Below are 12,315 nucleotides of genomic sequence, written 5' to 3' on the forward strand. Positions count from 1 at the left end.
CAACCAAGGTTGGCACCTACCACCGCAGTAGAGCCACGCCCTGCGTGGCTGCGTTACTTGGTGGTGTACCCACCATTGACCAGGATCGTCTGCCCGGTCATCCACCAGCCGTCGGTGACCAGGAAGCGGATCCACGGCACGATGTCGGCGATGTCGGTCAGGCCGGTGCGGGTGAAAGGCGACAGTGCCGCCGCGGTCTTGTGGTACGCCTGCGCATCGGCACTCTCGGCCGGATAGAAGAACGGCGTGTCCATCGGACCGGGGCCGATCGCGGTCACCGAGATGCCACGCTCACCGAACTCCTTGGACGCCGCGCGGGTGAAATGCTCGACCGGTGCCTTGGTGCCGGCATAGCTGGAATAGAACGGCGTGAACGCACCCAGCAACGAGGTGACCAGAGTGCAGATGCGGCCGCCGTCGTTGACGTGGCGGCCGGCCTCCCTCAGGAAGAAGAAGGCAGCCTTGGCATTGACCGCGCTCATCTCGTCGTACTCGGCTTCGCTGATCTCCAGCATCGGCTTCTTCAGCACTTTGCCGACGGTATTGATGGCGATGTCCGGCCGGCCGACTGCAGCCACGGCATCGGCGAACAAGCGCTCCATCGCCGACGCCGACGTCAGGTCACCCTGCAGGGCCACCGCCGTGCTGCCGGCCGCCTGCAAGGCGGCAACGGTTGCTTCTGCATCGGCCTGCGTGGCGGCGCTGTTGTAGTGGATGACGATGGCTTTGGCGCCCTGGCTGGCGAAGTCGCGGGCGATCAGTCCGCCCAGGTTCTTGGCGCCACCGGCGATCAGCACGGTCTTGCCCTTGAGGGAATGGTCGGTCATGGCGTCGGTCTCGGATGGGGGCTGCCCGGGGTGGCAACCCTGCCCTGACGACGATATCGTGCAGAAATTGCGGATAAAGCCCGCCACATTGACTTAACTTTCCAGAGCCAGCGAACAATGGACCGGATCGATCGCTTCCGCATCTTCACCCGGGTGGTGGAGTGCGCCAGCTTCACCCGCGCCGCCGACCAGCTCGGCCTGCCCCGCTCCACCGTTTCCGCGGCGGTGGCCGAGCTGGAGCAGCGGCTCGGCACCCGCCTGCTGCAGCGATCGACCCGTCGGGTGTCCACCACCCATGATGGGGACGTGTTCCATGCCCGCTGCCTGCGCCTGATCGCCGAGGTTGAAGACGCCGAATCGCTGTTCCGCCAGGATGACGCGCAACCGATTGGCCTGCTGAAGATCGACGTGCCCAGCCGCATCGGCCGCCGCATCCTCGCCCCGGCCCTGCCCGACTTCTTCGCGCGCCATCCGCAGGTTGAAGTGGACCTGGGCATGACCGACCGCGCGGTGAACCTGATCGAAGACGGCTGTGATGCGGTGCTGCGGGTCGGCCAGCTGGGTGACTCCAGCCTGGTGGCCCGCATGCTGGGACAGCTCGACTTCGTCAACGTCGCCGCGCCGGCCTACCTGCGCGAACACGGCGTACCGCAGCATCCTGCCGACCTGCAGCAGCACCGCGCGGTGAACTACGCATCGCCGACCACCGCGCGGGTGGAACCGTGGGAATGGCAGGACGGTGGCCAGCTGCGCACGCTGCCGATGCCTGGCTGGGTACGGGTAAACAGCGCCGAGGCCTCGATCGCGTGCTGCGTGGCGGGGCTGGGCCTGCTGCAGATTCCGCGCTACGACGTGCAGGCCGAACTGCAATCTGGTGCGCTGGTGGAAGTGATGCCACAGCACGTGGCGCAACCGCTGCCGGTGACCCTGTTGCAACCGCATCGGCAGCACCGCGCGCAACGCGTGCAGGTGTTCATCGAATGGCTGCTGCCGGTGCTGCGGAGCGGCCTGCAGCTGCAGTAGATCCACGCCATGCGTGGATGCACGCCACGCAGATCAGTAGATCCACGCCATGCGTGGATGACTGAGCCTGGTCCTCCGCAGCCACCCATGGGGTGGCTCTACTGCAGAAACTACCAACCTTGGTGGAAGTGATGCCACAGCACGTGGCGCAACCGCTGCCGGTGACCCTGTTGCAGCCGCATCGGCAGCACCGCGCGCAACGCGTGCGGGTGTTCATCGAATGGCTGCTGCCGGTGCTGCGGAACGGCCTGCAGCTGCAGTAGATCCACGCCATGCGTGGATGCACGCATCAGTGCCAACCAAGGTTGGCACCTACCAGGGCAGTGGCCGCCGAACCCGGGGCGTTACGCCCCGGATTCGTCCGGCTTGACCCGGAACCACGCGGCGTACAGCGCCGGCAGGAACACCAGGGTCAGCACAGTGCCCACGATCAGGCCACCCATGATCGAGATCGCCATCGAGCCATAGAACGCACTGCGCGAGAGCGGAATCATCGCCAGCACCGCCGCCAGCGCGGTCAGCACGATCGGGCGGAAGCGGCGCACCGTGGCATCGATGATCGAATGCCAGCGGTCATGCCCGGCATCGATGTCCTGCTGGATCTGGTCGATCAGGATCACCGAGTTGCGCATGATCATGCCGGCCAGTGCAATCGTGCCCAGCAGCGCCACGAAGCCGAACGGGGCGCGGAACAGCAGCAGGAACAGGGTCGCACCGATGATGCCCAGCGGCGCGGTCACCAGCACCATCGCCGCACGCGAGAAGCTGCGCAGCTGCAGCATCAGCAGCGTGGCCACCACCACCAGGAACAGCGGCATGCCGGCCTTGATCGAGTTCTGGCCACGTGCCGAATCCTCCACGGTACCGCCGGTTTCCAGCAGGTAGCCATTCGGCAGCTCGGCACGGATGCCATCCAGCGTCGGCAGGATCTGATGCACCACGTCGAGTGGCTGCATGCCATCACTGATGTCGGCGCGCACGGTCACCGTCGGCAGACGGTTACGGTGCCAGATGATGCCATCCTCGAAGCCGTACTCCATCGTCGCCACCTGCGACAGCGTGATGCTGCCGCCGTTGGCGGTCGGCATCGACAGGCTGGACAGCAGCTCCAGCTGGTTGCGTGCATCGGCCGGCCCGCGCAGCAGCATCTCGATCTGGCGGTTGCCTTCGCGATACACGCTCACCGACTGCCCGGCCAGCGAGCTGGACAGGAACTGGCTGACCTGGGCACTGCTCACACCCAGCGCGCGCGCACGCTCCTGGTCGATCACCAACCGCACCACCTTGCTCGGCTCGCTCCAGTCCAGGTTGACGTTCATCACGTGCGGGTTCTCACGCACCTTGGCCTCGACCTGTCGTGCGATCGCCTGCACCTTCTCGATGTGCTCGCCGGAAATACGCATCTGCACCGGATAGCCGACTGGTGGGCCGTTCTCCAGGCGGGTCACGCGCATCTGCACGTCCGGGAACTTCGGGATCACCTCATGCAGCAGCCAGTCACGGGTGCTTTCGCGCGACTTGATGTCCTTGGCCAGCACCACGAACTGGGCGAAGTTGGTGGCCGGCAGCTGCTGGTCCAGCGGCAGGTAGAAGCGCGGCGAACCGGTGCCCACGTAGGACACGTAGTTGGCGATGCCATCGCGGTTGGACAGCAGCTTCTCCAGCTTCTCGGCCTGGGCCTGGGTCGAGCGCAACGACGCACCCTCGGCCAGCTCGATGTCCACCATCAGTTCCGGCCGGGTCGAATCCGGGAAGAACTGCTGCGGCACGAAGCGGAACATCATCAGCGAGAACACGAACAGGGCGATGGTCGCGGCGATCACCCACCAGCGGTGGCGCAGGCAGCCATCGAGGAAGCGACGGAAGCTGCGATAGAACGGGCGCTGGTACGGATCATGGTCGTGCCCGTGCTGCGGCGGCGCGATCAGGTTGGCCAGCGCCGGATAGCGGTCGGCCCACTGCTGGCGCTTGGCCAGCCAGCGCGCGGACAGGCTGCCCGGCTTCGGCGGCTGCGGATTGAACAGGTCCGGCAGCATCTTGTCGCCCAGGTACGGGATGAACAGCACCGCGGCAATCCACGACACCACCAGTGCGATAGTCACCACCTGGAACAGCGAGCGGGTGTACTCACCCGTGCTCGATGCCGCCGTGGCGATCGGCAGGAAGCCGGCCGCCGTGATCAGCGTACCGGTCAGCATCGGGAACGCGGTCGACTCCCAGGCGAAACTGGCCGCACGCAGGCGGTCGTAGCCCTGCTCCATCTTGGTGGCCATCATCTCCACCGCGATGATCGCATCGTCCACCAGCAGGCCCAGCGCCAGCACCAGCGCGCCCAGCGAGATCTTGTGCAGGCCGATGTCGAAGTAGTGCATGACGAAGAAGGTCATCGCCAGCACCAGCGGGATGGTCACACCTACCACCAGGCCGGTGCGCAGGCCCAGCGAGAAGAAGCTGACCAGCAACACGATCACTACGGCTTCGGTCAGCACCTGCACGAACTCGCCGACCGACTCCTCCACCGACTGCGGCTGATCGGACACCTTGCGCAGCTGCATGCCGGCCGGCAGGGTCTTCTGCAGGCGTTCGAACTCTGCATCGAGGTTCGCGCCGAGCTTGAGGATGTCACCGCCATCCTTCATCGCCACCGCCAGGCCGATGGCCTCTTCGCCCATGAAGCGCATCTTCGGCGACGCCGGGTCGGCGAAGCCGCGCTTGACCTCGGCGATGTCGCCCAGGTGCACGGTGCGGTCACCAGCACGGATCGGGAACTGGCGGATGGCGTCGATGTCGTTGAACTGGCCGGTCACGCGCAGCTGCACGCGGTCGGTGGCGGTCTCGAAGAAGCTGGTGCCGGTGACCGCGTTCTGGTCGGCCAGTGCCTGCTGCACCTGCTGCATCGACACACCCAGCGTGGCCAGGCGGGTGTTGGACAGCTCGATCCACACCTTCTCGTCCTGCAGGCCGACCAGGTCGATCTTGCCGACGTCGGGCACGCGCTGCAGCTCCAGCTGGATACGGTCGGCGTAATCACGCATCACCGCGTAGTCGAAACCCTTGCCGGTCAACGCATAGATGTTGCCGTAGGTATCGCCGAACTCATCGTTGAAGAACGGACCGACGATTTCACGTGGCAGTGTCGGGCGGATGTCCCCCACACGCTTGCGCACCTGGTACCAGAGGTCGGGGATCTGCTTGGACCGCAGGCTGTCGCGCGCCATGAAGATGATCTGCGACTCGCCCGGCCGAGAATACGAGCGGATGAACTCGTACTCGCCGGTATTCATCAGCGCCTTCTCGAGCGGCTCGGTCACCTGCCGCGATACCTGTTCGGCGGTAGCGCCCGGCCACAGCGTGCGCACCACCATCGCCTTGAAGGTGAACGGCGGATCCTCGGACTGGCCCAGATGCTTGTACGACCACGCGCCGATCAGCGCGAACGCCAGCATCGCGAACAGCACCAGGGGTCGGTTGGCCAGCGCCCACTCGGAGAGATTGAAGCGGCGCACCGGCTTACTCCTTGGCCTTGGCGGCAGCGGCCGGCGCAGCCGGCTTCAGCACCGGACGGTTCTGCCGGTCCACGGCGATCACCGGCTGACCGGCACGCAGCAGATGGCCACCAGCAGCAACCACCCAGTCACCTGCGCTCACGCCGGACAGCACCGGCACGGTCTCACTGCCAAACGCACCGGTGGTGACCGCTGCAGCCTTCAGCGTGCTGTTGGCCGGGTCGACCAGCCACACGCTGGCGGTACCGTTGGCACCGCGCTGCAGCGCGCCCAGCGGCAGCTGCAGGGTGCCGTGGCGGCCGGCGCTGCTGTAGACGCGTGCGCTCTGGCCCAGTTCGACATCGGCCAGCGCATCGGCGGCCAGGCTGACCCGGGTCGCGTAGGTACGTGCCTGCGGATCGGCGGCGGCGGCGATCTCGCGGATCGTGCCCGGCAGGCGCTGGCCAGGACGGTTCCACAGCTCCACCTCGACCGGCTGGCCCACCGCATAGTCGCGGATGGTGGCCTCGGGCAGGTCGATCAGCACTTCGCGCCCGCCATCGGCGGCCAGGTTGAAGATGGTCTGGCCGGCCGACACCACCTGCCCGGCCTCGGCCTCGCGGCTGGCGATCACGCCGTCGGCCGGTGCGCGCAGCTGGGCGTAATCGGCCTGGTTGCGCAGCACATCGAGGTTGGCGCGGGCGGCGTTGGCCTGGCCCTGCGCGGCCTTGAAGGCGGCGGACTGCTGGTCCAGCTGCGAGCGGCTGACCAGTTGCTGGTCGGCCAGCACCTGGTAGCGCTTGAGGTCATCGCGGGCACGTACCAGATCGGCTTCGGCCGCAGCCAGCTGCGCCTGCGAGGCGCGGGCCTGCAGCGCGAAGTCGGCCACGTCCAGCTCGGCCAGCACATCGCCCTTCTTGACCCGCTGCCCGGCATCGACATGGCGCTTGACCAGGTTGCCACCGACGCGGAACGACAGCGGGCTTTCCTGCCGGGCACGCACCGTGCCCGGGAACGCCGCCGGGGCCTGCCCGGCCTGTTCGCCGGGGTGAACCACCAGCACCGGTACGGCCGCCTGTGGCGCCTGTTCCTGTCCCGAACAGGCTGCCAGCGCAGCCACCCACACCATACCGCCCATCCAGCGCACGATCTTCATCGGTCAACGTCCTGAAAACGCAGGGTTGCAACTAAGGGGGGAGCCGCGACTGCCGGCCCAATTTAATAAACCGGCCGGTATAGTATAAATATCGAACCGCTTGGTCTAGTATTGTCGCGATGAGTTCTCCCACTTCCCGCAAGCCGTCGGCCAAGCCCGCTGCCAAGGCCGCCGGACCCGGGCGTCCCAAGGACCTCGGCAAGCGCGCGGCGATCCTTGAAGCAGCCAAGGCACTGTTCATCGAACAGGGCTATACCGGCGTGAGTATGGACACCATCGCCGCTCAGGCCGGCGTCTCGAAGCTGACTGTGTACAGCCACTTCGGCGACAAGGAGACCCTGTTCTCCGAGGCCGTGCAGTCAAAATGCATTGAAATGCTGCCTGATGCGCTGTTCGTGGCCGACGCGGACGGCCCCCTGCGCGACCAGCTGATCGGCATCGGCCTGGCCTTCTTCGAGCTGATCACCTCCGACGCAGCGATCTCGATCCAGCGCATGATGATGGCGCCGGAGACCGACGAACGCCTGCGCGAGCTGTTCTGGCAGGCCGGCCCGGAACGTACCTGCGAGGCCCTGGCCGATTTCCTGCGCGCGCGCGGCGAACGCGGCGAACTGGACATCCCCGACTATTACCTGGCTGGCCAGCAGTTCCTTACCCTGGTCAAGGGCGAAGTGCACATGCATATGATGTGCGGCATGCCACTGTCACCGGTGGAGTGCGACCCTCTTGCCCATGTGACCGCCAGCATCGACTTCTTCCTGCGCGCCTACGCCCCAAGAGGGGCCGGGACGGCCGGATAACCAAAACTGAACGAACCGGAGGTCGCGATGACTTCCGGCACTGCGACCCCGGCCACCCGGCAGCTGATGCTCTGGGCGCGCCGCCGGCCTCCGGCACCGGTAAAATGGCCGGCCCACTGCGCTGGATTTGAACCTCATGACGATTGATTACGCCCACGCCCGCGAACTGATGGTGGAACAGCAGATCCGTCCCTGGGACGTGCTGGACATCAAGGTGCTCGACGTCCTGGCCCGCCTGCCGCGCGAGGCCTTTGTCGCCGATGCACACCGGGCACTGGCCTATGCCGATGTTGAACTCCCGATCGGCCATGGCCAGAAGATGATGAAGCCGGTCATCGAGGGCCGTACCCTGCAGGCACTGGATCTGCAGCCGGGTGACGAAGTGCTGGAAATCGGCACCGGCAGCGGCTTCCTGGCAGCCTGCATCGGCGCGCTGGCGCGCGACGTGCTGAGCCTGGAGATCGACCCGGAACTGGCCGCCGCCGCGCGTGCCCGCCTGGATGCTTCCGGCCTGGGCACCAACGTCCGCGTGGAAGTGGCCGACGCCCTGTCCTGGCAGACCGAACGCCGCTTTGACGTGATCTGTGTCACTGGTGCGGTCGACGTGGTGCCGTCACAGTTCGCCTCGTGGCTGCGTCCGGGTGGTCGCCTGTTCGTCATCCATGGCCGTTCGCCGGCGATGGAGGCCCTGCTGGTCAAGGCCGACGGCAGCACCGAGTCCCTGTTCGAGACCGATATTGATTACCTGCGTGGTGCCGCCCCGGCCCCCCAGTTCCACCTCTGAGTCCAAGGAAGCCGCAATGATCCGCCGATCCCTCGCTGTTGCGCTGGCCACTGCCCTGCTGCCGTTGTCCGCCCATGCCGCCGACCTGCTGCAGGTCTACGAAATGGCGCGCAATGGCGATCCGCAGCTGTCCGCCGCCGAATCCACCCGGCTGTACGACAAGGAAGGCGCCGTGCAGGCCCGCGCTGCCCTGCTGCCGCAGATCAACGGCCAGGCCACGCTGAACCGCTCGCGCAGCGAGGCGGACCATGACGCCAACTCCGGCACCGTGACCAGCAAGCGCCGCAACTACACGATCGAAGGGAGCCAGACGCTGTTCAACTGGACCCAGATCAACAACCTGCGTTCGCAGCGCGAGCTGAGCAAGGCGGCGGACTTCACCCTCGATTCGGCCAACGACAGCCTGATCGTGCGCACCTCGGCGGCCTACTTCAACGTGCTGGTGGCAATCGAATCGCTGAACGCCGCACAGACCAATGAAGCGGCCGCGAAGAAGCAGTTCGACTTCGCCGACAAGCGCCTGGAAGTGGGCCTGGCGCCGATCACCGACGTGCACGAAGCACGCGCCCAGTACGACCAGGCGCGTGCCAACACCATCGTTGCGCAGAACACCCTGGCCGATAACTACCAGGCCCTGACCGAACTGACCGGCCAGCCGGTGGTCAACCTGCGCGGCCTGCCGGCGGACTTCCGCCCGGAAGTGCCGGCCAACCGTGGCAACATCGATGAGCTGGTGCACCAGGCCACCAACCAGAATCCGGCGCTGAAGGCCCAGGAACTGAAGGTCAGCGCCGCCGAGGCTGGCGTGCAGGCCGCTCGTGGCGGCCATTACCCGACCCTGTCGCTGGGCGGAAGCTGGGGCAAGAGCGCAACCTGGGGTGACAGCACCGGTGCCGGCTCGTTGTCGCCGGATGCACGCACCAACAGCATCGGGCTGACCCTGAGCGTGCCGATCTTCGCCGGTGGTGCCACCCAGTCCGGCGTCCGCCAGGCACTGGCCCAGCGCGACATCGCCCAGGACGGCTACGAGCAGCAGAAGCGTGCCCTGGACCGCAACACCCGCAATGCCTACCAGACCCTGGTGCAGGGCATCAGCGAAGTGGAAGCCCGCCGCCTGGCGGTGGTCTCGGCGCAGAGCGCGTATGACGCGTCGCAGGTCGGCCTGGAAGTCGGTACCCGTACCGTGCTGGACGTGATCCAGAACCAGCGCATCCTGTTCTCGGCACAGCTGGACTACGCCCAGGCCCGCTACACCTTCCTGCAGAACCGCCTGCTGCTGAGCCAGTCGCTGGGTGCGCTGGACGTGGCCGAGCTGCAGGACGTGAACCGCCTGCTGACCCAGGACGCGGGCAACCCGTCGACGACCACGCACTGAGTCGTCGCCCTGCCGGCAATGAAGAAGCCACCCGGGAGGGTGGCTTTTTTGTGGGCAGCGCGTACGGCCCCACCCAGACATGGCGCAGATCCGCCGGCCGTCAGCCCGGCCACGCGCCTGCCCGCTCCACTGCGGCCAGCACGCACAGCGCCGCGGCCAGGGGCGCAAGCACCATCGCAGCACCCGGCATCGGCGCGCGCACACGCAGTGCTGCCAGGCACAAAGCCGCCATCACCAGCAGGGTGGCCGGGCCCGGCAGCACCGGCAATGCATCGACGGGTGTTCCCAACGCCAGCAGCGCCGCCAGCACCACGGTGACCGGTATCAGCCGCGTCCGGAACCCGGGCGCTTCATCCGCGGCCACAGGCCAGAGCTGCGCTGCCAGATGTGTGGCCAACGACAACAGCACCAGCAGCAGTGCTGCCAACCCGGCCATGCCCGCCAGCGGCAGCAACGGCAGCAGCCACTGCAACTGCGGATGGCCCTGCAATGCCACCGACAACGGCCGCGTACTGGCCAATGCCGGGAACTCGACCAGGCCGGCCTGCAACGCCGCCAGCACGATCAGCAGCAGCATTGCCAGCAGCAGCGCGGCCGCCAGCAGCCCTGGTGACCGCGCACGCACCTGCGGGCCACGCCCAGGAAACCCCAATGCCAGACCCACACTGGCAAACACCGCCAGCAAGGGCACGCTTGCCGCCAGCACACCGCCGGGTCCGAACCGATAGGGCGCGGTGGCGTCCGGCAGCCACGGAATCCAGTTCGCGTAGTGCACATGGCGGACCGCCAGCGCCAGCAGCAACAGCCCTACACCGATCTTCGCCGTCAACAGCACGCAGACCATCAGCGCGATGCGACGCGGAGGCAGCAACACGAACGCACCCAGCACCAGCAGGCTGGTGACGGCCATCACCGGATCCGGCAATGCGCTGCCGGTTTCAATACCGCGACTGGCAAACACCGCACGCGCGTGGCCCGCCATGGACTGCGCCACGCCGGCGCTGGTCACCACCAGCTCCAGCAGCAGCACAGCACCCAGCAGGCGCGCGACTGCCGTGCCCCAGGCGGCCCGCAGCGGGCCGTACAGGCCATCGGCTTCCGGCTGCTGCTGGTTCAGCACGTGCAGGCAATACAGCATCGGCGCTGTGCCCAGTGCGGCCAGCAGCAGACTCAGTACGATGGCCGGGCCGGCCTGGGCGGCGGTGTACTGGCCGACCAGGGCGATCACGCTGCCCCCCAGCAACAGGGTCAACGCCACCAACGCGAAGTGATCCATTCCCAGCAGCGCGTGCCGGCCACGGCGGTTGTCGCTGTCCATCGCAAGCCCTCTTGATTCCGCCCATGCGCGGTCGACAGCAGGCTGGCAGCCTGCGCCAAAGGGCGGTATCAGAATCCGTACCGTGCGCATCGCGATGTGACCACAAACACGTTCGCAGCCACGCATCCGGTCCTGCTGCGACAGGAATCCGGCTGCTAAGCAGAATTGATGCAGTCGATCACGTCAGTCGGTCCTCGTAGTGTCCGCCCTGGCGGTATTGCTGCCCGGCTCAGCTGCGCGGCGGCGGCAGATGTGGCGCGACCAGCGCCAACGTGCGCTGCAGGGCACCGCGGCCATTGCTGACCAGCGTGCATCCAGCACGGGCCATGTCCTCGCGCGCCGCTGCGTCGCCCAGCAGGTGCTGCAGCAGGTCACCTACCGCCTGCACGTCCTCGCCGATCAGCAAGGCACCGGCCTCACGCATGCGCCGTGAGATCTCGGCGAAGTTGTGCAGGTGCGGACCGGTCACAGCGGCAGTGCCCATCGCCGCCGGTTCCAGCAGATTGTGGCCACCAATCGGCTGCAGGCTGCCGCCGACGAAGGCGACCTGCGCGCAGGCATAGAACGGCATCAGCTCGCCCAGGGTGTCGATGACGAATACATCCGTGCCGGCCTCCGGCCATTGCTTCGCGCGACGGGTCGTCACGTTCCAGCCCTGCTCGCGCGCCAGCGCCTCCACCTTCGGGAAGCGCTCGGGGTGCCGCGGCGCCCACAGCAACAACAGGTCGGGGTGCTGCTGGCACAGGCGCCGATGCAGGTCGATCACCGCCTGCTCCTCACCATCGTGGGTACTGGCCGCGATCCACACCGGGCGCCCGGCGGGCACGCAGGCGTGGAACTGCTCGACGAAACCCCGCACATCCGGCGTGGCGATATCGAACTTGAGGTTGCCCAGCGCCTGCACCTGTTCACGCGCAGCACCCAGCTGCACGAAGCGCTCGGCGTCGTCCTGCGACTGCGCGGCCACGCAGGTGACCGTGCGCAGCGCACGGCGGATCAGCGCCGCCAGCACCCGGTAACCGCGCAGCGAACGCGCGGACAGGCGGGCGTTGAGGATGTAGACCGGGATGCGACGGTCGCGGCAACCGAACAGCATGTTCGGCCACAGCTCGGTTTCCAGGATCAGTGCCAGGCTGGGCTGGAAATGGCCGAGGAAGCGGTTGACGCTGCCCGGTACGTCGTACGGCAGATAGACATGGTCCAGCGCGTCTCCCCACAGCGCGCGCACGCGCTCCGAGCCGGTCGGGGTGATGGTGGTGATGACCCAGCGGATGTCCGGACGCTGCTGGCGCAGGGCATTCACCAGCGGCGCGGCGGCATTGACCTCGCCCACCGAGACCGCGTGCAGCCAGACCCGCGGCTGGCCGGTCGGCTGCGGATACGAGGCATAACGCTCGTCCCAGCGCCGGAAGTATTCACGGACCCGGAAACCGCGCCAGACCAGGTGGTACACGGTGATCGGCAGCAGGATGTAGAGCACGGCCGAGTACAGGCCGCGCAGGATCCATTCGACAGGGTCTTTACGCATGCGGCAAGGATACGGGAGC

Annotated in this window: 9 protein-coding genes and 1 pseudogene; 5 read left to right on the forward strand and 5 right to left on the reverse strand. The window is 67.1% G+C overall.

The genetic code is table 11. The annotated features are described in order from the left end of the window. Positions 1-53: 53 nt before the first annotated feature. Complete coding sequence (locus ACZK5G_RS18550; protein WP_478464353.1) at positions 54-827, reverse strand: SDR family oxidoreductase; 774 nt, start codon at positions 825-827, stop codon at positions 54-56. Between the two features lie 117 nt (positions 828-944). On the opposite strand from ACZK5G_RS18550, the gene ACZK5G_RS18555 reads away from it, so the two are divergent. After that, on the forward strand, positions 945-1,850 hold the full coding sequence (locus ACZK5G_RS18555; RefSeq protein WP_478464355.1) for a LysR family transcriptional regulator: 906 nt from the start codon (positions 945-947) through the stop codon (positions 1,848-1,850). Between the two features lie 119 nt (positions 1,851-1,969). Further along, a pseudogene (locus ACZK5G_RS18560) lies at positions 1,970-2,113 on the forward strand (LysR family transcriptional regulator); the annotation flags it as partial. An 81-nt stretch (positions 2,114-2,194) separates the two neighbouring features. On the opposite strand, the gene ACZK5G_RS18565 reads toward ACZK5G_RS18560, so the two are convergent. After that, complete coding sequence (locus tag ACZK5G_RS18565) at positions 2,195-5,356, reverse strand: efflux RND transporter permease subunit (protein ID WP_478464356.1); 3,162 nt, start codon at positions 5,354-5,356, stop codon at positions 2,195-2,197. Between the two features lie 4 nt (positions 5,357-5,360). Then, on the reverse strand, positions 5,361-6,491 hold the full coding sequence (locus ACZK5G_RS18570) for an efflux RND transporter periplasmic adaptor subunit (RefSeq protein WP_032129094.1): 1,131 nt from the start codon (positions 6,489-6,491) through the stop codon (positions 5,361-5,363). Between the two features lie 119 nt (positions 6,492-6,610). Here ACZK5G_RS18570 and ACZK5G_RS18575 point away from each other — a divergent pair, with 119 nt between their 5' ends. From ACZK5G_RS18575 to ACZK5G_RS18585, 3 genes are all read left to right on the forward strand, one after another. Next, complete coding sequence (locus ACZK5G_RS18575; protein WP_049398377.1) at positions 6,611-7,291, forward strand: TetR/AcrR family transcriptional regulator; 681 nt, start codon at positions 6,611-6,613, stop codon at positions 7,289-7,291. Positions 7,292-7,427: 136 nt separating this feature from the next. Continuing rightward, positions 7,428-8,075, forward strand: coding sequence for a protein-L-isoaspartate O-methyltransferase family protein (locus ACZK5G_RS18580; RefSeq protein ID WP_049398378.1), 648 nt, complete (start codon positions 7,428-7,430; stop codon positions 8,073-8,075). Positions 8,076-8,091: 16 nt separating this feature from the next. Beyond that, positions 8,092-9,450 carry a TolC family outer membrane protein gene (locus tag ACZK5G_RS18585; protein ID WP_049460783.1) on the forward strand — a complete coding sequence of 453 codons (1,359 nt, stop codon included), beginning with the start codon at positions 8,092-8,094 and terminating at the stop codon, positions 9,448-9,450. Between the two features lie 100 nt (positions 9,451-9,550). Here the strand turns inward: ACZK5G_RS18585 and ACZK5G_RS18590 are convergent, their stop codons facing one another. Both ACZK5G_RS18590 and waaA read right to left on the reverse strand, forming a co-directional pair. After that, positions 9,551-10,768, reverse strand: a complete 1,218-nt coding sequence (locus ACZK5G_RS18590) for an APC family permease (protein WP_478464358.1) — start codon at positions 10,766-10,768, stop codon at positions 9,551-9,553. Between the two features lie 229 nt (positions 10,769-10,997). Further along, complete coding sequence (gene waaA / locus ACZK5G_RS18595; protein ID WP_478464360.1) at positions 10,998-12,296, reverse strand: lipid IV(A) 3-deoxy-D-manno-octulosonic acid transferase; 1,299 nt, start codon at positions 12,294-12,296, stop codon at positions 10,998-11,000. Between the last annotated feature and the right edge of the window lie 19 nt (positions 12,297-12,315).

Source organism: Stenotrophomonas sp. 62841_Sma (assembly GCF_056482945.1).